The organism is Curtobacterium sp. MCBD17_028, from assembly GCF_003234875.1.
GTDB lineage: Bacteria > Actinomycetota > Actinomycetes > Actinomycetales > Microbacteriaceae > Curtobacterium.
This window is the reverse complement of the sequence record NZ_QKTQ01000003.1, coordinates 342,271-365,808: the sequence shown is the minus strand read 5'-3', so window position 1 is coordinate 365,808 and position 23,538 is coordinate 342,271. Positions and strand designations below refer to the sequence as shown.

Annotated in this window: 16 protein-coding genes; 15 read left to right on the top strand and 1 reads right to left on the bottom strand. The window is 68.1% G+C overall.

The features are described 5' to 3' along the window. Positions 1–75: 75 nt before the first annotated feature. The 3 genes from DEI86_RS06180 (at position 76) to rpoC (ending at position 8,853) form a co-directional block, all read left to right on the top strand. Positions 76–1,047, top strand: a complete 972-nt coding sequence (locus DEI86_RS06180; RefSeq protein ID WP_111009883.1) for an aldo/keto reductase — start codon at positions 76–78, stop codon at positions 1,045–1,047. A 391-nt stretch (positions 1,048–1,438) separates the two neighbouring features. Beyond that, on the top strand, positions 1,439–4,930 hold the full coding sequence (gene rpoB, locus DEI86_RS06175; protein ID WP_111009882.1) for a DNA-directed RNA polymerase subunit beta: 3,492 nt from the start codon (positions 1,439–1,441) through the stop codon (positions 4,928–4,930). Positions 4,931–4,971: 41 nt separating this feature from the next. Further along, positions 4,972–8,853, top strand: coding sequence for a DNA-directed RNA polymerase subunit beta' (gene rpoC / locus DEI86_RS06170; protein WP_111009881.1), 3,882 nt, complete (start codon positions 4,972–4,974; stop codon positions 8,851–8,853). A 204-nt stretch (positions 8,854–9,057) separates the two neighbouring features. Here rpoC and DEI86_RS06165 read toward each other — a convergent pair whose 3' ends face one another. After that, complete coding sequence (locus DEI86_RS06165; protein WP_111009880.1) at positions 9,058–9,465, bottom strand: VOC family protein; 408 nt, start codon at positions 9,463–9,465, stop codon at positions 9,058–9,060. Positions 9,466–9,544: 79 nt separating this feature from the next. Between DEI86_RS06165 and DEI86_RS06160 the strand changes: the two genes are divergently transcribed. From DEI86_RS06160 to DEI86_RS06105, 12 genes are all read left to right on the top strand, one after another. Continuing rightward, positions 9,545–10,573, top strand: coding sequence for a GNAT family N-acetyltransferase (locus DEI86_RS06160; RefSeq protein ID WP_111049046.1), 1,029 nt, complete (start codon positions 9,545–9,547; stop codon positions 10,571–10,573). Between the two features lie 189 nt (positions 10,574–10,762). Beyond that, positions 10,763–12,433, top strand: a complete 1,671-nt coding sequence (locus tag DEI86_RS06155; RefSeq protein ID WP_111036952.1) for a GspE/PulE family protein — start codon at positions 10,763–10,765, stop codon at positions 12,431–12,433. 28 nt (positions 12,434–12,461) lie between these two features. Then, positions 12,462–14,081, top strand: a complete 1,620-nt coding sequence (locus DEI86_RS06150) for a PilT/PilU family type 4a pilus ATPase (protein ID WP_111049045.1) — start codon at positions 12,462–12,464, stop codon at positions 14,079–14,081. Next, positions 14,081–15,304, top strand: a complete 1,224-nt coding sequence (locus DEI86_RS06145) for a type II secretion system F family protein (protein WP_111012118.1) — start codon at positions 14,081–14,083, stop codon at positions 15,302–15,304. Before DEI86_RS06150 ends, DEI86_RS06145 begins: the two co-directional genes overlap by 1 nt. Positions 15,305–15,496: 192 nt before the next feature. Then, positions 15,497–15,988: a type II secretion system protein gene (locus DEI86_RS16965; protein ID WP_111049044.1), complete on the top strand. Its 492-nt coding sequence runs from the start codon at positions 15,497–15,499 to the stop codon at positions 15,986–15,988. Between the two features lie 91 nt (positions 15,989–16,079). Beyond that, a complete protein-coding gene (locus DEI86_RS06135; RefSeq protein ID WP_111049043.1) occupies positions 16,080–17,489 on the top strand; it encodes a prepilin-type N-terminal cleavage/methylation domain-containing protein in 1,410 nt (469 codons plus the stop codon). Then, the gene (locus DEI86_RS16485; RefSeq protein WP_181439713.1) at positions 17,486–18,178 is read left to right on the top strand and encodes a PilW family protein; all 693 of its coding nucleotides are present in this window, start codon (positions 17,486–17,488) and stop codon (positions 18,176–18,178) included. Before DEI86_RS06135 ends, DEI86_RS16485 begins: the two co-directional genes overlap by 4 nt. After that, positions 18,175–20,034, top strand: coding sequence for a hypothetical protein (locus DEI86_RS06125; RefSeq protein WP_111049042.1), 1,860 nt, complete (start codon positions 18,175–18,177; stop codon positions 20,032–20,034). The genes DEI86_RS16485 and DEI86_RS06125 overlap by 4 nt, the downstream gene beginning before the upstream one ends. Next, on the top strand, positions 20,031–20,870 hold the full coding sequence (locus DEI86_RS06120) for an A24 family peptidase (protein ID WP_111012396.1): 840 nt from the start codon (positions 20,031–20,033) through the stop codon (positions 20,868–20,870). The genes DEI86_RS06125 and DEI86_RS06120 overlap by 4 nt, the downstream gene beginning before the upstream one ends. Positions 20,871–20,897: 27 nt before the next feature. Further along, positions 20,898–21,950 (top strand): type IV pilus assembly protein PilM, encoded by a 1,053-nt coding sequence (pilM, locus tag DEI86_RS06115; RefSeq protein ID WP_111009871.1) that lies wholly within the window; start codon positions 20,898–20,900, stop codon positions 21,948–21,950. Continuing rightward, positions 21,947–22,747 (top strand): hypothetical protein, encoded by an 801-nt coding sequence (locus DEI86_RS06110; RefSeq protein WP_111012121.1) that lies wholly within the window; start codon positions 21,947–21,949, stop codon positions 22,745–22,747. Before pilM ends, DEI86_RS06110 begins: the two co-directional genes overlap by 4 nt. Beyond that, the gene (locus DEI86_RS06105; protein ID WP_111049041.1) at positions 22,744–23,514 is read left to right on the top strand and encodes a hypothetical protein; all 771 of its coding nucleotides are present in this window, start codon (positions 22,744–22,746) and stop codon (positions 23,512–23,514) included. The genes DEI86_RS06110 and DEI86_RS06105 overlap by 4 nt, the downstream gene beginning before the upstream one ends. The last annotated feature ends 24 nt before the right edge of the window (positions 23,515–23,538 follow it).

Below are 23,538 nucleotides of genomic sequence, written 5' to 3'. Positions count from 1 at the left end.
GAGATGTGTATAAGAGACAGGTGCGGAGCGTAGCCTCCGCTCGTCCCCCCACCCCGACCCGACAGGAGCACCCGCATGCGTCACGTCACCCTCGGAACCCTCGACGTCGGCCGACTCGGTCTCGGCTGCATGGGCATGAGCGCCTTCTACTCCGGTGCCGCCGCCGACGACGCCGCGTCGACCGCCACGATCCACCGCGCCGTCGAACTCGGCGTCACGTTCTTCGACACCGCCGAGATCTACGGCCCCTACACGAACGAGGAACTCGTCGGCGCGGCCCTCCGCGAGCACCGCGACGAGGTCGTCATCGCCACGAAGGGCGGCAACATCCGGCACCGCGGCGACGGCCAGCGCGGCACGGACGGCAGCCCCGAGAACATCCGCATCGCCGTCGAGGGCTCGCTGCAGCGCCTCGGCACCGACCACATCGACCTCTACTACCAGCACCGCATGGACCCGGACACTCCGATCGAGGACACGGTCGGCGCGTTCGCGGAGCTCATCGAGCAGGGCAAGATCCTGCACTACGGCCTGTCCGAGGCGGCGCCCGAGCGGATCCGAGCCGCGCACGCCGTGCACCCGGTCACCGCCGTGCAGTCGGAGTACTCGCTGTGGACGCGGGACCCGGAGGAGGCCGTCATCCCCGTCCTCCGCGAACTCGGCATCGGCTTCGTGCCGTACTCGCCGCTCGGCCGCGGGTTCCTCACCGGCGCGCTCCGTGACCCCTCGAAGCTCGACGCCGACGACTTCCGTCGGAACAACCCGCGGTTCCAGGGCGAGGCGCTCCAGCAGAACCTGGCGATCGTCGACGAGGTCGAGCGCATCGCCCGCGAGGTCGACGCGACCCCGGCGCAGATCGCGCTCGCGTGGGTGCTCGCCAAGGGCGACGACATGGCGCCCATCCCCGGGACGAAGCGCATCGAGCGGCTCGAGGAGAACCTCGCGGCCGACGACCTCGTGCTGACGCCCGAGCAGATGGCCGCGCTCGACCGGCTCGAGCCGGCCGCGGGCGACCGCTACCCGGACATGTCGGGCCTCAACATCTGAGGACGCGCGCCCCGACTGACGGACGCGGGCAGCGCCTCCTGGCAGTGGGAATGCCGGGAGGCGCTGCCCGCTTATACACTCCGGTGCGGATTCCGGTCAACTACGGACTGGACAGCACCGAAACCGGCGACCTATGATAGAGGTTCGCGCTCCCTGGCATCGGTGTCGTCATATTGCGGTCGACCAAGGCCCCTGGTGCAGCGCTCCGGCTCTACCCCGTATATGGCGGCGGGGGTGACGGAGCAGCTCGCCTGATCATCCCACACCGACTCATCGGACCCAGGTCCGACACGGTGCGGGGTGCCCACCCGGGGTCGCCGAGCGATCAGTCCATCCACCTACATACTGCCCGTCAGTATCGGCCCGACGGGGCCATCCGGAGGTTACCCCCTTGGCTGCTGCGCCCAACGCATCCACCAACTCACCCAAGAACGGCCGCGCTCACCAGCGGCTCTCGTTCGCCAAGATCAAGGACACGCTCACCGTCCCCGATCTCCTCGCCCTCCAGACCGAGAGCTTCGACTGGCTCGTCGGCAACGACACCTGGAAGGCCCGCCTCGCCGAGGGGCAGGAGCAGGGTCGCACGGACCTCGCGCTCCACTCGGGGCTCGAGGAGATCTTCGAGGAGATCTCCCCGATCGAGGACCTGGGCGAGACCATGCAGCTCTCGTTCACGGCCCCCGAGCTCGAGGACCCCAAGTACTCGATCGACGAGTGCAAGGAGCGCGGCAAGACCTACGCCGCGCCGCTGTACGTCAACGCCGAGTTCATGAACCACATGACCGGTGAGATCAAGACGCAGACCGTGTTCATGGGCGACTTCCCGCTCATGACCGAGCGCGGCACGTTCATCATCAACGGCACCGAGCGCGTCGTCGTCTCGCAGCTCGTCCGTTCGCCCGGTGTGTACTTCGAGCGCGCCCAGGAGAAGACGTCCGACAAGGACATCTACTCCGCTCGCGTCATCCCGTCGCGCGGTGCCTGGCTCGAGTTCGAGATCGACAAGCGCGACCAGGTCGGCGTCCGCATCGATCGCAAGCGCAAGCAGTCCGTCACGGTCTTCCTCAAGGCGCTCGGCCTGACGAGCGAGGAGATCCTCGACGAGTTCAAGGGCTTCGCGTCGATCGAGGCCACCCTCGAGAAGGACGCCATCCTCACCAAGGAGGAGGCGCTCAAGGACATCTACCGCAAGCTCCGTCCGGGCGAGCAGGTCGCTGCCGAGGCCGCGCGTGCGCTCCTCGACAACTTCTACTTCAACCCGAAGCGGTACGACCTGGCCAAGGTGGGTCGCTACAAGATCAACCGCAAGCTCGGCATCGACGCGCCGCTGTCCGACTCGGTCCTGACCGTCGCCGACATCGTCGCGACCATCAAGTACCTCGTCGCGCTCCACGCCGAGCAGAAGACGCTGAACGGCGTCCGCGACGGCGAGCCGGTCCAGCTCCGCCTCGACGTCGACGACATCGACCACTTCGGCAACCGTCGCATCCGCGCCGTCGGCGAGCTCATCCAGAACCAGGTCCGCACCGGTCTGTCCCGCATGGAGCGCGTCGTCCGCGAGCGCATGACCACGCAGGACATCGAGGCGATCACGCCGCAGACCCTGATCAACGTCCGCCCCGTCGTGGCCGCGATCAAGGAGTTCTTCGGGACCAGCCAGCTGTCGCAGTTCATGGACCAGAACAACCCGCTCGCGGGCCTGACGCACAAGCGTCGTCTGTCGGCCCTCGGTCCGGGTGGTCTGTCGCGTGAGCGTGCCGGCGTCGAGGTCCGCGACGTCCACCCGTCGCACTACGGCCGCATGTGCCCGATCGAGACCCCAGAAGGCCCGAACATCGGCCTCATCGGTTCGCTCGCCTCGTTCGCCCGGATCAACTCCTTCGGGTTCATCGAGACGCCGTACCGCCGAGTGGTCAACGGTCAGGTCACGACGAACATCGACTACCTCACCGCCTCGGAAGAGGACGACTACGTCGTCGCCCAGGCGAACGCCCCGCTGACGAGCGACTTCAACTTCGTCGACGACAAGGTGCTCGTCCGCAAGAAGGGCGGCGAGGTCGAGCTCGTCGACAAGGCCGAGGTCGACTACATGGACGTCTCGCCGCGCCAGATGGTGTCGGTCGCGACCTCGCTCATCCCGTTCCTCGAGCACGACGACGCGAACCGCGCCCTCATGGGTGCGAACATGCAGCGCCAGGCCGTGCCGCTCCTCCGCTCCGAGTCGCCGCTCGTCGGCACCGGCATGGAGGGCTACACCGCGATCGACGCCGGTGACGTCGTCACCGCCGACGCCGCTGGTGTCGTGTCCGAGGTCTCGGCCGACGCGGTCACCGTCCAGCTCGACGAGGGCGGGACGCAGACCTACTACCTGCGCAAGTTCGACCGCTCGAACCAGGGCACGAGCTACAACCACCGCGTGATCGTCAACGCCGGTGAGCGCATCGAGGCCGGCGAGGTCATCGCCGACGGCCCCGCGACGGAGAACGGCGAGCTCGCGCTCGGCAAGAACCTCCTCGTCGCGTTCATGCCGTGGGAGGGCTACAACTACGAGGACGCGATGATCCTGTCGCAGAACCTCGTGAAGGACGACGTCCTCTCCTCGATCCACATCGAGGAGTACGAGGTCGACGCCCGCGACACCAAGCTGGGCAAGGAGGAGATCACCCGCGACCTGCCGAACGTCAGCCCGGACCTCCTGGCCGACCTCGACGAGCGCGGCATCATCCGCATCGGTGCCGAGGTCCGCCCCGGCGACATCCTGGTCGGCAAGGTCACGCCGAAGGGCGAGACCGAGCTCAGCGCCGAGGAGCGCCTGCTCCGCGCGATCTTCAACGAGAAGTCGCGCGAGGTCCGTGACACCTCGCTCAAGGTGCCGCACGGTGAAGAGGGCACGATCATCGGCGTCAAGGTGTTCGACGCGCAGGACGGCGACGACGAGCTCGGCTCGGGCGTCAACCAGCGCGTGGTCGTCTACATCGCCCAGAAGCGCAAGATCACCGCGGGTGACAAGCTCGCCGGCCGCCACGGGAACAAGGGCGTCATCTCGACGATCCTCCCGGTCGAGGACATGCCGTTCCTCGCCGACGGCACGCCGGTGGACATCGTCCTCAACCCGCTCGGTGTCCCCGGCCGCATGAACTTCGGCCAGGTCCTCGAGATCCACCTCGGGTGGCTCGCCAAGCAGGGCTGGAACGTCGAGGGCATCCAGGAGTGGGCCGAGAACCTGCCGGAGGCCGCGCGCACCGCGGCTCCGGGCACGAAGGTCGCGACCCCGGTGTTCGACGGCGCGGCGGAGCGCGAGATCGAGGGACTCCTCGACTCGACCCTCCCGAACCGCGACGGCGAGCGGCTGATCGGCTCCTCGGGCAAGGCGCAGCTCTTCGACGGTCGCTCCGGCGAGCCGTTCCCGGAGCCCGTCTCGGTCGGCTACATGTACATCCTGAAGCTGCACCACCTGGTGGACGACAAGATCCACGCCCGCTCGACCGGTCCGTACTCGATGATCACGCAGCAGCCGCTGGGTGGGAAGGCGCAGTTCGGTGGTCAGCGCTTCGGCGAGATGGAGGTCTGGGCCCTCGAGGCCTACGGCGCCGCGTACGCCCTCCAGGAGCTCCTCACGATCAAGTCCGACGACATCCTCGGCCGCGTCAAGGTGTACGAGGCGATCGTCAAGGGCGAGAACATCCAGGAGCCCGGCATCCCGGAGAGCTTCAAGGTCCTCATGAAGGAGATGCAGTCGCTCTGCCTGAACGTCGAGGTCCTCTCGGCCGACGGCACCGCGGTCAGCCTCCGCGACACGGACGACGAGGTCTTCCGCGCCGCTGAAGAGCTCGGCATCAACATCTCCTCGCGGTTCGAGTCGTCCACGATCGACGACATCTGATCCCGCCCGACACACGTCAGATCCAGCAAGAGAGAAGAACATTGCTCGAAGCAACTTCCTTTGACGCACTGCGGATCGGCCTCGCCACGGCCGACGACATCCGTCAGTGGTCGTACGGCGAGGTCAAGAAGCCGGAGACCATCAACTACCGCACCCTCAAGCCCGAGAAGGACGGTCTGTTCGGCGAGCAGATCTTCGGTCCGTCCCGCGACTGGGAGTGCGCCTGCGGCAAGTACAAGCGGGTCCGGTTCAAGGGCATCGTCTGCGAGCGCTGCGGTGTCGAGGTCACCAAGTCCTCGGTCCGCCGTGACCGCATGGGCCACATCGAGCTCGCCGCGCCCGTCACGCACATCTGGTACTTCAAGGGCGTCCCGTCGCGCCTCGGGTACCTGCTCGACATGGCGCCGAAGGACCTCGAGAAGGTCATCTACTTCGCGGCGTACATGATCATCGACATCGACGAGGAGGGCCGTCACGCCGACATGCCCGGCCTCGAGAACGAGATGCGCCTCGAGATCAAGAACCTCGAGAACCAGCGCGACTCGATCATCGCCGACCGCCTCAAGAAGCTCGAGGACGACCTCGCGGCGCTCGAGGAAGAGGGCGCCAAGAGCGACCAGAAGCGTCGCACCAAGGACGGCGCCGAGAAGGAGATGTCGCAGGTCCGCAAGTCCTTCGACGAGGACATCACGCGCCTCGAGCGGGTGTGGGAGGACTTCCGCAACCTCAAGGTCGGCGACCTCAAGCCCGAGGACGCCGTGTTCCACGAGCTCCAGGACCGGTACGGGATCTACTTCGACGCCTACATGGGCGCCGAGGCGATCAAGCTCCGGCTCGAGGGCTTCGACCTGAACGCCGAGGCCGAGGCGCTGCACCTGCAGATCGCCGAGGGCAAGGGCCAGAAGAAGATCCGCGCGATCAAGCGTCTCCGCGTCGTGAACTCCTTCCTCATCACCGGCAACTCGCCGGCGGCGATGGTCCTCGACGTCGTGCCGGTGATCCCGCCGGAGCTGCGCCCGATGGTGCAGCTCGACGGTGGCCGCTTCGCCACGAGTGACCTCAACGACCTCTACCGTCGTGTGATCAACCGCAACAACCGTCTCCGCCGCCTGCTCGACCTCGGTGCCCCCGAGATCATCGTGAACAACGAGAAGCGCATGCTGCAGGAGGCCGTGGACGCGCTGTTCGACAACGGTCGCCGTGGTCGTCCGGTCACGGGTACCGGCAACCGCGCCCTCAAGTCCCTCAGCGACATGCTCAAGGGCAAGCAGGGTCGTTTCCGCCAGAACCTGCTCGGCAAGCGCGTCGACTACTCCGGTCGTTCGGTCATCATCGTGGGCCCGCAGCTCAAGCTCCACCAGTGCGGTCTCCCGAAGCAGATGGCGCTCGAGCTGTTCAAGCCGTTCGTCATCAAGCGCCTGATCGACCTGTCGCACGCACAGAACATCAAGGCCGCCAAGCGCATGGTCGAGCGGTCGCGCGCGCAGGTGTGGGACGTCCTCGAGGAGATCATCCGCGAGCGCCCCGTGCTGCTCAACCGCGCGCCCACGCTGCACCGCCTCGGCATCCAGGCCTTCGAGCCGCAGCTCGTCGAGGGCAAGGCGATCCAGCTCCACCCGCTCGTGTGTGCCGCGTTCAACGCGGACTTCGACGGTGACCAGATGGCCGTGCACCTGCCGCTGTCGGTCGAGGCCCAGGCCGAGGCCCGCATCCTGATGCTCGCCTCGAACAACATCCTCAAGCCGTCGGACGGCCGCCCGGTGACCCTGCCCGCGCAGGACATGATCATCGGTCTGCACCACCTGACGACCGTCACCGAGGGTGCCGTCGGCGAGGGCCGAGCGTTCTCGTCCGTCGCCGAGGCGATCCTCGCGAAGGACCAGGGCTCGCTGCACCTGAACGCGCTCGTGAAGATCCGCATGTCGGACCTCCACTTCGCCGAGGGCGAGGCCCCCGAGGGCTTCGAGGCCGGTCAGCCGTTCATCCTCGAGACGACCCTCGGTCGCGCGCTCTTCAACGAGACCCTCCCGGCGGACTACCCGTTCGTCCAGAAGGTCGCGGACAAGGGCACCCTGTCGTCGATCGTGAACGACCTCGCGGAGCGGTACCCCAAGGTCGAGGTCGCTGCGGCGCTCGACCGGATCAAGGACGCCGGCTTCTACTGGGGCACCCGCTCGGGCGTCACGGTGGCGCTGTCGGACGTCGTGACCCCGCCCCGCAAGAAGGAGATCATCGCCGGCTACGAGACGCAGGCGGCGAAGGTCCAGGGCGAGTTCGACAAGGGTCTGATCACCGACGCCGAGCGTCGCGCGGACCTGATCAAGATCTGGACCGAAGCCACGAACGAGATCGCGCAGGAGATGCGCGACAACTTCCCGAAGGACAACACCATCAACCGCATGGTGTCCTCGGGTGCTCGTGGTAACTGGCTCCAGGTCCGGAACATCGCCGGTATGCGTGGTCTGGTGAACAACCCGAAGGGCGAGATCATCGCCCGCCCGATCATCAACTCCTACCGGGAGGGCCTGACCGTGGCGGAGTACTTCATCGCCACGCACGGTGCCCGCAAGGGCCTCGCCGACACCGCGCTCCGCACGGCGGACTCCGGGTACCTCACCCGTCGTCTCGTCGACGTGTCGCAGGACGTCATCATCCGTGAGGACGACTGCGGGACGACGCGTGGGCTCGAGCTGCCGATCGCGACCAAGGACGCGGACGGCACGATGCACCGCGACGCCACGGTCGAGAACACCGTGTACTCCCGCACGCTCGCGACCGCGGTCACGGACGAGCAGGGCACGGTCCTCGCCGAGGCCGGTGAGGACGTCGGTGACGTCCTCATCGACAAGCTCGTCGCGGCGGGTGTCGAGAGCATCAAGGTGCGCTCGGTCCTGACGTGCGAGTCGGCGGTCGGGGTCTGCGCGAAGTGCTACGGCCGCTCGCTCGCCACGGGCAACCTGGTGGACATCGGCGAGGCCGTCGGCATCATCGCGGCCCAGTCGATCGGCGAGCCCGGCACGCAGCTCACGATGCGCACGTTCCACACGGGTGGTTCGGCGTCGGCGGACGACATCACGCAGGGTCTGCCCCGCGTGACGGAGCTCTTCGAGGCCCGCACCCCGAAGGGTGCGTCGCCCATCGCGGAGGCCGCCGGTCGCGTGACGATCGAGGACACGGACAAGCAGCGTCGGGTCATCCTGACGCCGGACAACGGTGACGAGCCGTTCGTCTACCCGGTGCTCAAGCGTGCGACCCTCCTCGTCGAGGACGGCCAGCACGTCGAGCTCGGCGAGCAGTTCATCGCCGGCACGGTCGACCCGAAGGAGGTCCTCCGGGTCAAGGGTGTCCGCGAGGTGCAGAAGCACCTGGTGGGCGGCGTGCAGGACGTGTACCGCTCGCAGGGTGTGCCGATCCACGACAAGCACATCGAGGTCATCGTCCGCCAGATGCTCCGCAAGGTGACGGTCGTCGACCACGCCGACACCGAGCTGCTCCCGGGTGAGCTCGTCGACCGTTCGCGGTACAACGAGATCAACCGTGCGGCGCTCCAGGAGGGCAAGAAGACCGCTTCCGCCCGCCAGGAGGTCATGGGCATCACCAAGGCGTCCCTCGCGACCGAGTCGTGGCTGTCCGCCGCGTCCTTCCAGGAGACCACCCGCGTCCTGACGCAGGCGGCCATGGAGGGCAAGCAGGACCAGCTCGTCGGTCTCAAGGAGAACGTCATCATCGGCAAGCTCATCCCCGCGGGGACGGGCCTCAGCCGGTACCGGAACGTGGACGTCCAGGCCACCGAGGAAGCCAAGGCGGAGCGGTACCCCAACCGCATCTTCGCCGACGACTCCTCGTTCTCGGACGCCGACCTGAGCTTCGTCGACTTCGACAGCTTCTCGTCGGACGACTTCACGCCGGGTACCTACAACTGAGTCAGGTGACCACGAAGGGCCCCGCACCGATCATCGGTGCGGGGCCCTTCCGCGTTCCCCGGTCCTCCGGTCCCTTCGGGAGATCGCAGTCGTCGCCGTTCCGACCGGGGTCGGAGCGACAACCACTGCGATCTCGCCGGTGCTCTGTGGCCGGCCGCGGCCGGGAGGGGCGGTGGGCGGCCGCCCCGTGCCTCCCGACCGGCGTCAGCCCTTGCCGGGCGCGCGACCGGCGTCGCTGTCGCGCCCGGACTCGTCACGACCCGTCTCGTCGATGAGCGAGTAGAGGCTCAACACGTTGCCGTCGGGATCGCGGAAGTCGAAGTACTCGACGGCGCCGGGGACCCGGGCGATCGGGCCGACGTCGATGCCGAGGGCGCCGATCCGCGCGTGCTGGGCGGCGACGTCATCGACGCCGAACCGGACGGCCACGCACTGCTCCTCGGCGTGCTCGTCCTCGTACAGCTGGATCCAGATGCCGCTGACCTCGTACTCGGCGACGCCGTCGGCGGGCTCGAGGTCGGGCTCGGCGCGCTCGAACACCGCGCCGTACCAGAGGCACGACGCCTCGATGTCGGTGACGGGGAGCCCGACGGTCACGCTCGTGATGTCCATGGTCCATCTTGCGACACCGGCGCTGTGCCCGTCGAGATCCCCGCCGAGCCGGACGGACGGTTCCTGGGAGACTGGCGGCATGAGCACGAGCACCACGTCCCTCGCCGAGCGGGTGACCGCTCCGGCGGCCCTGTCGCTGCCCACGTCGATCGCCGGGCTGTCGTTCCGGCCGCTCGAGCAGCGTGACCTCGAGGCCGTGCACCAGCTCATCGTCGCCGCTGCCGCGGTCGACGCCCCGACGTGGCGGCCCTCCCGAGGCGAGATCGCCCACTGGTTCTCCACAAGTGGCGTCGATCCGCAGCGGGACGGCCTCGTCGGCGTCGATGCTGGTGGGCATGTCATGGCTGCAGCGCTCGACCTCGCGGTCCCCGGACGCGAGACCATGCTCCGCGTCCTGCTCCTCGGCGCCGTGCACCCCGACGTCCGCGGGCAGGGGATCGGCCGACGCGTCCTCGCCTGGCAACTCGGTCGCGGTCGGCAGCTCCTCGCGGCCTCGGAGCTCACGGTGCCGGGCATGCTCGAACTCGCCGCGGCCGAGGGCTCGGGACCGCTGCGCCTCGCCGCACGCGCCGGTCTCGTGCCGCTCCGGTACTGGCTCGAGCTCGAACGTGACCTCGCCGATCCGATCCCCGAGCGCGCCGTCCCGGACGGGTTCGTGCTCCGGCCGTCCGTCGAGTCCGACGTCGAGGCGATCCGCATCGCCCGGAACGACGCCTTCCGCGACCACTGGGGATCGCAGTCGACCCCGGCCGAGGACTGGGCGCGCCGGTTCCACGAGGACACCTTCCGCTTCGACCTCTCGTACGTCGTCGTCGACGGGTCGGGAGCCGTGGTCGCGTTCTCGGTCACCGAGGTCGATCCCGACGCCTTCGCGGCCCGGGGCGGATCGCACGCCTACGTCGACTACGTGGGGGTCGTGCGCGACCACCGAGGGCGGGGACTCGCCCCGCTCGTGCTCGGCGCGACCATGCGGGCAGCCCAGCGGGCCGGCCTCGACCACGTCGTGCTCGACGTCGACGCGGAGAACCCCTCCGGGGCGCTCGGCCTCTACGAGCGGATGGGGTTCGTACGGGCGCGCACGACCGTCAGCCACGCAGCGCTGTTCTGATCCAGCGCGGTCCCCCCTCTTTCTGGGACTGCGCCCGGATCATGCGCACGAATTAGCGTGGGTCAACGTCCGAGAACGCGGCGTCCCGGGTCTGATCCGCATCGCGTTCCGGCCGCATCGACGAGGTCTCGGTCATCCCTGCCGTGCCGCGTCCCCTGATCGTGCGAGAACAAGGAGGTGAGGAGCGCCATGGCGACCCTCTCGGAGATCCTCATCCTCAACGGCGCGCTGCCGATCGAGCACCTCGACACCCTCACCGGCGACGAGCAGGTGGACGAGCGGGCGATCCGGTCCCTCGTCGACCAGGGCGTCGTGAGCGAGGCCCAGTTCGTCACGGCGCGTGCAGCGTCGAACAACTCGAAGTCCGTGCCGCTCACCGACTACCCCGTCGACGGCACCGCGGTGTCCATGCTCCCGGCCGCCCTGTGTCGACGGCACGGGATCCTCGGCGTCGGGTTCGAGGGCGAGGCCCTCGTCCTCGCGATGGTGAACCCCGCGAACGTGCTCGCCCTCGACGACGCCCGTGCCGCGTCCGGTCGGGTCATCAAGCCGCTGCAGGTGGACGAGCGCGACATGGTCGCCGCACTCGACCGGTACCTCCGTGCGGACGACGAACTCAACGACCTGACCTCCTCGCTCGAGGAGGAAGCTGGTGTGCACCACGACGAGCAGGTCGACATCGGCGACGGCGGCCTCGACGACGTCCCGATCGTCCGGTTCGTGAACCTGCTCGTGTCGCAGGCGATCCAGGACCACGCGTCCGACATCCACATCGAGCCCGGCGAGCACGACGTCCGGGTCCGCTACCGCATCGACGGCGTGCTGCACGAGATGACGCCGGCGCCGAAGAACATCCAGAACGGTGTCATCAGTCGGCTCAAGATCATGAGCGACATCGACATCGCCGAGCGACGGAAGCCGCAGGACGGCCGCATGTCCGTGCGGCACGGCGGCCGGCAGATCGACCTCCGCGTCGCGACGCTCCCCACCGTGTGGGGCGAGAAGGTCGTCATGCGGATCCTCGACAACTCGAACACCTCGATGTCCCTGCGCGACCTCAACCTGCTCGAGCGCAACGCCGAGGCCTACAAGCGCTCCTACTCCAAGCCGTACGGCATGATCCTCGTCACGGGCCCGACGGGTTCCGGCAAGTCGACCACGCTGTACACGACGTTGAACGCCGTCGCGAAGCCCGAGATCAACGTCATCACCGTCGAGGACCCGGTGGAGTACCGGATGCCGGGCGTCAACCAGGTGCAGGTCAACCCGAAGGCGGGCCTGACCTTCGCCTCGGCGCTGCGGAGCATCCTCCGGTCCGACCCCGACGTGGTCCTGCTCGGTGAGATCCGCGACCACGAGACGGCCCAGATCGCCATCGAGGCCTCGCTCACCGGGCACCTCGTGCTCTCGACCCTCCACACGAACGACGCCCCGAGCGCGGTCACCCGCCTCACCGAGATGGGCATCGAGCCGTTCCTCGTCGGCTCTGCCCTCGACTGCGTCGTCGCGCAGCGCCTCGCCCGCAAGCTCTGCGACCGCTGCAAGGCACCGGCGAACCACACCATGGAGCGACTCCGGGACCTCCGCTTCATCGACGACGTGGCGCAGCCCCTGCCGACCGTGTACGCACCGGTCGGCTGCGCCGTGTGCTCGAACACCGGGTACCGCGGCCGCATCGCCCTGCACGAGGTCATGACGGTCTCCGAGGAGATCGAGCGCCTCGCCGTCTCCCGCAGTTCGAGCGTGGAGATCAGCCGGGTCGCCCAGGCCCAGGGCATGCTCACGCTCCGCCAGGACGGCTGGGAGAAGGTCAAGCTCGGCCTCACCAGCGTCGAGGAGATCCTGCGCGTCGTCGCGTAGCCCAGAGAACGAACGAACAGGTCATCGCATGAGTGATTCGGTCTACGACCTCGGTGCCGGCTCGGACGAGCCCGTCGCCGGATGGCATCCCGGCTCCGCGGGCAACGTCGTCGGTGGACGGCGCGCGGCGCGGCTCGCGGAGACCGGCCAGCAGCCGGTCGTCGCAGGCACCGGGCGTGTGTTCGACCTGTCGGACGACGCTGCGTGGGCCGCGGCGAGTACGGCGCCGGTGTCGTCCCCGTACTCGGAGCCGGTGTACGCCTCGCCCGACGGCAGCGTCCCGGCGACACCGCCGGCACCGCAGTACCCCGTCGCCTCCTCCGTCGCGTACGCCGCTCCGTCCGAGGTCGCGACCGCCAAGGTGCCGGTACAACCCGCCCCGCCGACCACGGTCCTCCCGACCCCTGCGTTCGTGCCGGCGCCCGCCGCGCACGTCGCCGCGGCGGTCCCCACCGACGACGACGCGGTCGTCATCGAGTACACGCGACACGCGCGTGAGGTCGCCGACCCGGACCTCGTCGTCGCCCTGTCGCAGGTCGTGTACCAGGGCGCGTCGGACCTCCACGTCACCGCGGACGCGGCACCGACCGTGCGCGTCGACGGTTCGCTCCGTCCCGCCGTGCCGGGAGGCCCGTGGTCGCGCGACAAGGTCATCAACGCGCTCACGACACTGCTCAGCCCGGAGCAGCTGCGGCAGTTCGAGTCGGAGCAGGAACTCGACTTCGCGTACTCGCTGTCGACCGAGTCGCGGTTCCGCGTGAACTTCTACCAGCAGCGCGGGAACTGGGGCGCGGCCTTCCGCATCATCCCCACCAGGATCAAGAGCCTCAAGCAGCTGGGCATCCCGGAGCACATCGGCGAGTTCGCCAAGTTGCCCCGTGGGCTCGTGCTCGTCACCGGCCCGACGGGGTCCGGCAAGTCGACGACCCTCGCCGCGCTCATCGACCTCGTCAACGAGACCCGCGCCGACCACATCGTGACGGTCGAGGACCCGATCGAGTTCATGCACGAGCACAAGAAGGCGATCATCAACCAGCGCGAGGTCGGGGCCGACACCCACTCGTTCGCGCAGGCGCTCAAGCACGTGCTCCGCCAGGACCCGGACGTCATCCTCATCGGCGAGCTCCGCGACCTCGAGACCATCTCGGTCGCGCTCACCGCGGCCGAGACTGGCCACCTGGTGTTCGCGACCCTGCACACGCAGAGTGCGCCCGGCACCATCGACCGTGTCATCGACGTCTTCCCGCCGCACCAGCAGGGGCAGATCCGGACCCAGCTCGCCGCGACCCTGCAGGGTGTCGTCTGCCAGACCCTCGTGCCCAAGGCGAACGGCTCGGGCCGCGTCGTGGCGACCGAGGTCATGGTGACCACGCCCGCCATCGCGAACCTCGTGCGTGAGGGCAAGACGTACCAGATCGTCTCGGCCATGCAGGCCGGCGGTGACGCCGGCATGCACACGATGGACCAGGACCTCGCCGAACTCGTCAACGTGGGCACCATCACGCGCCGGGCCGCGCTCGAGAAGGTGCACGACGAAGAGGGCTTCGGTCGCCTCGTCCAGCGCGTCGAGTCACCGTCCGACTCGTCCGCCGCCGCCATCGCCGCGAGCGAGATCGACTTCGGCGACAAGTACTCGGGAGGCTACTGATGACCCTCGCGTTCGACTACCGCGGGCGTGACACCGCAGGCAAGCTCGTCAAGGGCAAGCTCGACGCCGCGAGTGAGGGTGCCGCCGTCGCGAGGCTCCGCACCATGGGCATCTCGCCGATCGCGCTCGACGAGGCCAAGCCGGGCACGGGCCTCCAGGCCGAGATCAAGATCCCGGGGTTCCAGAAGGGCGTCGGGCTCAAGGACCTCGCCATCATGGCGCGTCAGGCGTCCACCATGCTCTCGTCCGGCCTGTCGCTGCTCCGCGCACTGACGATCCTGGCCGACCAGACCGAGTCGAAGAAGCTCAAGGAGATCCTCGGCAAGGTCCGCGACGAGGTCGAGCAGGGCGTCTCGTTCTCGGACGCCGTGTCGAAGTACCCCGTCGAGTTCCCGCCGATCATGATCAACATGATCCGTGCGGGTGAGACCGGCGGGTTCCTCGACCAGGCGATGGACTCGATCGCGATGAACTTCGAGAAGGAGCACAAGCTCCGCTCGACGATCAAGTCCGCGATGACCTACCCGACCGTCGTGCTGATCATGTCGCTGGCCAGCGTCGTGATCATGCTCATCTTCATCGTGCCGATCTTCCAGAACATGTTCGCGAGTCTCGGCGGCAAGCTCCCGTTGCCGACGATGATGCTCGTGTACGCATCGCATGCCATGGTCTGGCTTGGGCCGGTCCTGGCGGTGCTGATCATCGTCGGATGGCTCTGGTACCGCGCCAACAAGAACACCGACCGGGTGCGTGGGTTCCTCGACCCGATCCGGCTCAAGTTGCCGGTGTTCGGGCAATTGAGCACCAAGATCGTGATCGCCCGGTTCGCCCGCAATTTCGCGAACATGATCGGCGCCGGCGTGCCCATCCTGCAAGCGTTGAAGATCGTCGGCGAAGTGTCGAACAACTTCGTGGTGGAAAAGGCCCTGGACCGCGTCGCCGAATCCGTCCGAAAAGGTGAATCGATCGCCGCTCCACTGGCGCGGGAGAGTGTCTTTCCGCAAATGGTGAGTCAAATGGTCGCGGTCGGCGAGGACGCCGGTTCCATGGAGGTCATGCTCGAGAAGATCGCGGTGTTCTACGACGCCGAGGTCGAGTCGACCACCGAAGCCCTGACCTCCTTGATCGAGCCGCTGCTCATCGCGTTCCTCGGCGTCGTGGTCGGCGGGATGATCGTCGCGCTGTACCTGCCGATCTTCCAGATCACCACGCTCATCCACTGAATCTGACCGGAATGCCCCCGTGCGGGGGTGGTTCGCCCGCGAACTGCCCCCGGTTCTGGGGGCATTTCGCTTGCCCGATCACCCCCGTTCTCGGGATTCTCCCGAGCGAGTGCCCTGAATACGCTGGTCTCCGGCGGCGAGCACACGCCGGATCCAATTCTCCCCTCACATTCCCGAAAGAATGGAAATCTCATGTACTTCCGCCTCATGGGCAAGCTCAACGCTCGCCGGCAGAACCTGCTCGAGGAGAACGAGAAGGGCTTCACCCTGATCGAGCTCCTCGTCGTCGTGATCATCATCGGCATCCTCGCCGCGATCGCGATTCCCGTGTACCTGGGGGTGCAGCACAACGCGCAGGACAGCGGTACCCAGTCCGACGTGTCGAACGCGAAGACCGCGATCGTCAGCCTGCAGACGGACCTCGGCGCGTTCCCCGCGACGCAGGCGGACCTGAAGGCCAACACCACGGCAACTCCCGCGCCGTCCACCGGAAGTGGAACGACAACGCAGAGCTGGGCCGGAGCCGGCGTGACCGTCTCGGCGAACACCCAGTCCCTCAAGTACACCGCTGGTTCGAACAACAGCTCCTTCTGCGTCATCGGACAGAGCGTGAACGGTACGTACTTCTACGCGACCGACTCAAAGGGCGTCACGAAGACCGCCACGGTGCCCAGCGGCTGCTGATCGTCTCACCAGGAGCCCACGCCGACACGCGCCGGTGTGGGCTCCTGCCTGAATCCCGAATCCCATTCCCTTCCGCCGGAAAGGACGCGCAATGCGACACCTGCGCCGCGTCCTCAACCGCGCGCTGACCGGCCGCGAGGAGGGCTTCACGGTCATCGAGGTCATGGTCGCGATGATGGTCTTCGCGATCATCAGCGTGGGCCTCGCCTACGGCATCACGAACTCCCTGCAGACCACGCAAGCGAGCCGCGGCCGGGACATGGCCGTGTCGCTCGCGTCGCAGGACATCGACACGATGCGACAGACCGCCGCGGCGACGACGAACGGCATCTTCAGCGTCCTGAGCGCCTCCACCACCAAGAGCATCGGCGGTGTCACGTACACCGTCACGCGCACCGCCAACTGGGTCCAGAGTGACGGTGCCACCGGAGCCTGCGGATCGAGCAACGGCACGTTGGCGTACAAGAGCGTCGCCGAGACGGTCAGCTGGAACAACCCGCATGGCCCCGGCAAGCTGTCGACGACCGTGACCTCGGCCATCGCGCCGTCCGACGCTGTCACCGATCCCGGTGATGGAACGATCATCGTCTCCGTCAGGGACGCTGCTGGCGCGGCGAACGCGGGCGTCAGCGTGTCGGCGGCGCCCGTGAGCGGGGGAACCGGCGCGGCGATCACCACCGCCCCCACCACGACCGACGCGGCGGGCTGCTGGTACGCAACGGACGTGCAGCCGGGCACGTACACGCTGACCGCGAGCACGACCGGGGGGATCGATTCCAACCAGGCTGCGACGTCCACCTGGACCATCCCCGTCATCGCAGGCGCGAGTGCGTATCAACCGATCTCGTACGACCAAGCCGCGACGATCCCCGTCAACTACGCGCAGACGTACAGCGCAACCATGGCGACGAACATGACGACGACCCTGTCGAGCAACTCCGGCGGCCTCGACACGATGACCCCGTGGTCGACCAGCGCCACCGTGACGTCGTCGACGAAGGTGTCGATGAACGTCTTCCCCTTCTCCGACGGCTACCAGATGTACGGGGGGACGTTCAACAGCAGCTCGGGTGCGAGCAGCTGCATCGACACCAACCCGACGAAGTGGACGACCCCGACCTCGGCAGGCGCCGTCGGGACCAGTGTGCCGGTGCCGGTCGTCAGCGTCAGCCCAGGGCAGACCGTGTCGCCTCCGCAGAACGTGGCACTCGGCGTCATCCAGGTGTCGGTCGCGAGCGGCTCGTACCTCAGGGCGACGACGGCGTCGAGAACCACCGCCGACGATCCCGGGTGCTCGGCCGGCATGACGCTGAACTTCCCGAAGACCACGAGTTCGACCGCAACGCTCGCGTTGCCCTTCGGGACCTGGTCGATCTCCACGACATCGGGAGCGTCCGGTGCTGTGACCGGCACCGTCGCTGGCGCGAACATCAAGAACGTCACGCCCGGTTCGGTCACCGGCAACACCGTGCTCGTCGACCCGCGAGGACAGACGAAGTGATCGGCGACATCCGGCAGCTCCACCGCGGTCAGCGCGGCATCACCCTGATCGAGCTCATCGTCGCCGTGTCCGTCTCGATGATCGTCCTCACCGCGGTCGGCGGCTTCTTCGCCGCATCGCTGCACGCGAGCAAGACGGGCAGCACGGCCGAGACGAACACGCGGCAGGCGTCCAACGTCATGAACGCGCTGACCCAGTACATCCACGCCGCGACGGTCCTGCCGAAGCCGGACGGCACGTACGCGAACGCGATCACCACCGCAACGGCGACAGACCTCGCCTTCTACTCGTACGTCAACCTGACGAACGGCACGGTGGACCAGCCGGAGTACGTCGAGTTCAAGATCGACACCGTGACGGGCAACCTGATCGAGAAGCAGTGGGACGGCTCGGCCGATGCCAAGGGCTACTACAGCTTCACGACCACCGGCGCGGCCGCACGGACGGTCACGCTGGGAGGTCCCATCGCGTCGCCGACGAGCGACGGCACGGACCTCTTCACGTACCTCGACGCGAGCGGTGCGAAGATCGCGAGTCCGATGGCGAACCCCAGTGCGGTCCGCGCGATCCAGGTGAACCTCGAGCTCGGCTCCACCAAGGCCGGCACCGCCTCGAACACCCACATCCAGAACACCCTGTACCTGTTCAACGTCGGGTACAGCACGAGCACTGCGAGCCCGGCACCATGATGAACCGCATCGTCCGCGTGATGCGGAGCGTCGACCGCGGTGACGAGCAGGGGTTCGTCCTCGCCAACGTCATCATCTTCGGCATGATCGTCACGATGATCGTCGCCGCGATGGTCGCTCTCTCGACGGCCGGGTCGCTCAAGTCCGGGAACGACCGCAACTACCAGAACGCGGCGGCGGCAGCGTACGCGGGGCTCGCGGACTACCAGGCGAAGATCTCGAACGACAACGGCTACGCGACGTACGGCAACAAGGACGCGCAGTTCAGCAAGGACAGCGGCTCGGTGTTCCAGGGCGACAACGGCAACGTCGCGTTCACGAGCAGCGGTTCGACGTGGGCTCCGGTGGTCGGAACGACCGACGAGTTCTTCCGCTACGAGGTCGACAACTCGAAGTACGCGTCGCAGGGCTTCCTCCGTGTTCGGGTGACGGGCAAGAGCGGGACGAAGACCCGGTCGCTCGTGGCGGACCTCCGCGGCGACGGCTTCATCAACTACCTGTACTTCACGCAGTACGAGTCAGCGGACAACGACATCACGGGCGACAACTGCACGAACGACTACCAGTGGCAGGCGACGAGCAGGACCTGCGACCCCGTGCAGTTCGCCAGTGGCGACGTGCTCAACGGTGCCATCCGCTCCGACGACGACTTCACCGCCTGCGGGTCGACCTTCAACTCCTCCGTCGAGGACCACAGCGGCACGGTGCTCGCGCCGAGCGGCTGCACGACGAAGCCGAAGTACAACGGCGGCCAGCCGAGTGCAGCCGCCTACCTCGGCTTGCCGTCCCTCAACACGAACATGGCCCAGGAGGCCCGCACGGACCTGCCGACGACCGTCCCGCGCCCCGGGTGCCTGTACACCGGACCGACGAAGGTGCAGTTCAACAGTGGTGGCACCATGACGATCTGGTCCCCGTGGACGCGGTTCACGCAGGTGACCGCGACGAGCCACTCCTCGGACACGGCGGCAGCGGATGCACTCTGTGGCAGCAGCGCCGCGCTCCAGAGCGCGAGCGGTGCGACTATCCCGACGCTCCCGACGAACCTCATGTACGTGCAGGGCGTGCCCACCACGAAGTCCGACCCGAACTACTGGGGCTCGTCGTACCCCCAGCGCTACACCAACACCTACTGCACGACCAAGGTGACCGTCAGTGGCAACTCGGTCAGCTACAGCGACAACCAGACGTTCAGCAACGGGGTCGGCTACCCGACGTCGAACGAGTGGATCGGCACCGACTCGACACCCGGGACGGCGTCCTCCGTCTACAGCTGCACCGCCGGCGACGTCTTCGTCAGTGGCAGGTTCTCGGGGCACATGACGATCGCATCGGCGGGCACGGTCTGGGTGACCGGTGACATCACCTACACCGACCCGAACGACGACATCCTCGGCCTGGTCGGGCAGAACGCGGTCGAGGTCTACAACCCGATGACGTGCTGGAACTACCAGTCGGTCTACTACCAGGGCTACGGCAACTACGTCACGTGCCGCAACGTCCAGCTCGTCCGATCCGCTGGCGCCAACCTGACGATCGACGCGGCCATCGCCAGCAACAACGGCACGTTCTACGTGCAGAACTACGACCAGGGGAGCGCGCTCGGCACCCTGACGGTGAAGGGCTCGATCGCCCAGAAGTACCGCGGCACGGTCGCGACCTCGAACAGCGGCAACGGCAAGGTGAGCACCGGCTTCACGAAGAACTACATCTACGACAACCGGCTGCTCACGACCGCGCCGCCGAAGTTCCTGCAGCCCGTGTCGACGTCCTACGGCGTTACCACGCAGGTCGAGGTCCAGCCGGCCTACAACCCGGACGGCTCGTGCGCGACGACTGGGGGGAAGTGCCGATGACGACCGCGCTCGACCTCGGCCCGCTCGTCGCGACCCTCGGCGGGGTGTTCGGGCTGCTCATCGGCTCGTTCCTCAACGTCGTCGTGTACCGGGTGCCGGCGCACGTGTCGATCGTGTCGCCGCCGAGCGCGTGCCCGCGGTGCGACCATCCGATCCGCGGGTACGACAACGTCCCGGTGCTCTCGTGGCTCGTGTTGCGCGGCAGGTGTCGCGACTGCGGCGCGCCCATCTCGTCGCGGTACCCACTCGTCGAGCTCGCCACGGGCCTCCTGTTCGTCGTGGTGGCGCTCCGGTTCTGGCCGGCGACCACCGCGGGGGACCGGGTGCTCGCCGCGCACGTCGTCCTGCTGCTGGCGTTCCTCTACCTCATGGCGATCAGCGTGGCCCTGGCTCTGATCGACGTCGACACGCACACGTTGCCGAACGCCATCACCTACCCGTCGTCCGTCGTGCTCGCGGTGCTCCTGGCCGGTGCATCGGCACTGTCGGGCGACTGGGCAGCGTTCGTGCGGGGCGTCATCGGTGCCGCTGCGCTCGGGGTCCTGTACCTCGTGCTCGCCATCGCGGTGCCCGGCGGCATGGGGCTCGGCGACGTCAAACTCGCCGGGATCCTGGGCCTCGCGCTCGCGTACCTCGGATGGGGACCCCTCGCAGTGGGTGCTTTCGGCGCCTTCCTCGTCGGGGGTATCTTCGCGCTCGTCCTCGTCGCCGCGCGCCGAGCGAAGTGGCGCGGAGGGATCCCCTTCGGCCCGTCCATGCTCACCGGAGCCTGGATCGGCGTCCTCGTCGGCGCGCCCGCGTCGCACGCCTACCTGCACCTCATCGGTCTGGCCTGAGCGCCGCCCCCTACGGAGAACACACCCATGGCGAAGAGCATCGTCGGCCTGGACATCGCGGCCGCCTCGATCCGCGCGGTCGAGGTCGCCTCGGCCGACCGCGGCCGTCCGACCGTCGTCCGGTTCGCCGAGGTCCCCACGCCGGAAGGATCGGTGAGCCGGGGTGAGGTCCTCGAGGCGAACACGGTGGCCGGCGCGTTGAAGCAGTTGTGGTCCCTCGGCAAGTTCCGCTCCCGGGACGTCGTGCTCGGCATGGGGAACCAGCGTGTGCTGTCGCGTGACCTGACCGTGCCGCTCGCGCCCATCGAGCAGATCCGCGAGTCGTTGCCGTTCCAGGTCCAGGACATGCTTCCCGTGCCGGTCATCGACGCGATCCTCGACTTCTACCCGACGTCCGAGGGGATGGGGGAGAACGGACCGGTCGTCCGGGGTCTGCTCATCGCCGCGATCAAGGACGCCGTGCTGGCGAACGTCAAAGCGGTGCAACTCGCGGGCCTGAACCCGGCGGGCGTCGACCTGATCCCGTTCGCCTTGACCCGCGCACTCGTCTCACGACCGGGTCTGGTCGGGACGGTGGCGCTCATCGAGATCGGGGCCGACACGACGAGCGTCGTCATCGCGACGGACGGCGTGCCGCAGTTCGTGCGCATCATCCCAGCGGGCGGTGCCGACGTCACACGCGCCCTCAGCGGACAGCTCGACATCGCGGCGGACGATGCCGAGGCCGTCAAGCGCCATCTCGGGATCGCGGCCGTCGCCCAGACCGCGGACGACCGTCGCGCGATCGCGGTCACGCACGAGACGATCACCGAGGTCCTCGCGAGCCTCCGCAACACGATCAACTACTTCGTCAACACCCACCCGGACCAACCCGTCGGCCACATCCTCATCGCAGGCGGAGGCGCGCGGATGCGCGGCTTCCGGGAGGCACTCGCCGACTACACCCGGATCCCCGTGTCGTACGGGCAGGCGTTCGGCGGAGTGGCGCTCGCCGGATCGATCTCGGAGCAGGACGTCGCAGAGCGCGGCGACGCGATCACGGTGGCCTTCGGGCTCGCCGTCGGAAGCAGGGCAGCATGAGCAAGGTCGAGGCGGACATCCGCAAGGAGCAGAAGCAGCGCACCTCGGTGATCGGCGGCGCCAAGGCGCCGCGCACCGGCAAGCAGTCCCGGGTCAAGGGCGGTACCGCGACGACGGGAGGCTCGGCGGCGCCGGCGACGCGGGCGGCGGTCGCGTCCTCCCTCGTCGGCCGAGAGCCCCGTGTCGACCTCCTGCCCACCGAGGTGCACCTCGACCGACGCGAGCGCGCGGTCGCGCGACGCGCGTGGCTCGGTGTCGTCGTGCTCGCCGTCGTGGTGCTGCTCGTCGCGGGCGGAGCGACGGTCGATGCCATCCGGTCGCGAACCGATCTCGCGACCGCTCAGAACGAGACGACCTCACTCCTCCTCGAGCAGCAGAAGTACGCCGAGGTCCGCACGCTCGAGGGGCAGATCGCACTGCTCGAAGCGGGTCAGACCGTCGGCGGATCGACCGAGATCGACTGGTCCTCGATGCTCGGGAACCTCGCGTCGTACCTCCCGAGCGGCGTCACGATCACGAGCATGACGATCACGTCGGCCAACGCGACGGTGCCGTTCGCACAGAGCACGTCGCCGCTCGACGCGTCGCGGGTCGCGGCCATCCAGGTCTCGGTGTCGAGCACGTCCGTGCCGTCGGTACCGGACTGGACCGACCGACTCTCGAAGCTCAAGGGCTACGTCGACTCGTCGATCGCGTCCATCGACCGCGCGTCCGACGGCGACGCGTACACGGCGTCCATCTCGGTCGACCTGGACGAGAAGGCCTACGACGGCAAGTACACGGGGAGCAACCGATGAACAAGCACAAGCTCTCACTCGTCCTCGCGGGCGTCGCCGCGCTCGTGATCATCGTCGGTGGCTGGTTCCTCGGGGTGCAGCCGCAGCTCGCGACCGCGTCCGCGAACGACCTCCAGCGCGAGAGCATCGACGAGACGAACGCCTCGAACCGTGCGGAGCTGACGCGCCTCGAGGAGCAGTACCAGAAGCTCGGCACGATGAAGACGACGTTCGCCGATCTCCAGGAATCGGTCCCTGCGAAGGCCGACACCACGGGCTTCACGCGTGAGATCAACACCGCCGCGACCACGAGCGGCGTCGGGATCTCCTCGGTGCAGTTCGACACCCCGGTCGCGTACGCGCCATCGGCCGCCGCCGGGGCCGGTGCCACCACGACGGGCACGAGCACCGGTTCGCCGACGGCCAGCGCGTCGGCCACCCCGTCACCGAGCGCGACGGCGACGGCGGCCCCCACGGCCGCGCCAGCGGCGACGCCCGCCCCTGGCGGCCCCACGACCGACTCGTCGATCACGAGTGCGGACTTCACGGTCGTCCCCGTGACGGTCGCGGTGACGGGTTCGTACCAGCAGGCGCTCGCTTTCACCAAGGCCCTGCAGAACGGGTCCCGCCTGTTCCTCGTCGACACCGTCTCACAGTCCCTCTCGGACTCCTCGAGCGGCGGGTCCGGCGGGCAGAACTGGTCGCTCGGTGGAGAGATCTACGTCCTCAAGGCGTCGTCCGCGTCCTCGTCGTCGACCGATGCCACCTCGACACAGGCGGCTGGGTGAACCGAGCGGCGGCCTGACCTCCCC

Coding starts and splice junctions, on each gene's coding strand:
- DEI86_RS06165 (WP_111009880.1), bottom strand. CDS start 9,465: ATGGACATCACGAGCGTGACCGTCGGGCTCCCCGTCACCGACATCGAG.
- DEI86_RS06135 (WP_111049043.1), top strand. CDS start 16,080: ATGCGACACCTGCGCCGCGTCCTCAACCGCGCGCTGACCGGCCGCGAG.
- pilM (WP_111009871.1), top strand. CDS start 20,898: ATGGCGAAGAGCATCGTCGGCCTGGACATCGCGGCCGCCTCGATCCGC.
- DEI86_RS06145 (WP_111012118.1), top strand. CDS start 14,081: ATGACCCTCGCGTTCGACTACCGCGGGCGTGACACCGCAGGCAAGCTC.
- DEI86_RS06120 (WP_111012396.1), top strand. CDS start 20,031: ATGACGACCGCGCTCGACCTCGGCCCGCTCGTCGCGACCCTCGGCGGG.
- DEI86_RS06160 (WP_111049046.1), top strand. CDS start 9,545: ATGAGCACGAGCACCACGTCCCTCGCCGAGCGGGTGACCGCTCCGGCG.
- DEI86_RS06180 (WP_111009883.1), top strand. CDS start 76: ATGCGTCACGTCACCCTCGGAACCCTCGACGTCGGCCGACTCGGTCTC.
- DEI86_RS06125 (WP_111049042.1), top strand. CDS start 18,175: ATGATGAACCGCATCGTCCGCGTGATGCGGAGCGTCGACCGCGGTGAC.
- DEI86_RS06110 (WP_111012121.1), top strand. CDS start 21,947: ATGAGCAAGGTCGAGGCGGACATCCGCAAGGAGCAGAAGCAGCGCACC.
- DEI86_RS16965 (WP_111049044.1), top strand. CDS start 15,497: ATGTACTTCCGCCTCATGGGCAAGCTCAACGCTCGCCGGCAGAACCTG.
- DEI86_RS06105 (WP_111049041.1), top strand. CDS start 22,744: ATGAACAAGCACAAGCTCTCACTCGTCCTCGCGGGCGTCGCCGCGCTC.
- DEI86_RS06155 (WP_111036952.1), top strand. CDS start 10,763: ATGGCGACCCTCTCGGAGATCCTCATCCTCAACGGCGCGCTGCCGATC.
- DEI86_RS06150 (WP_111049045.1), top strand. CDS start 12,462: ATGAGTGATTCGGTCTACGACCTCGGTGCCGGCTCGGACGAGCCCGTC.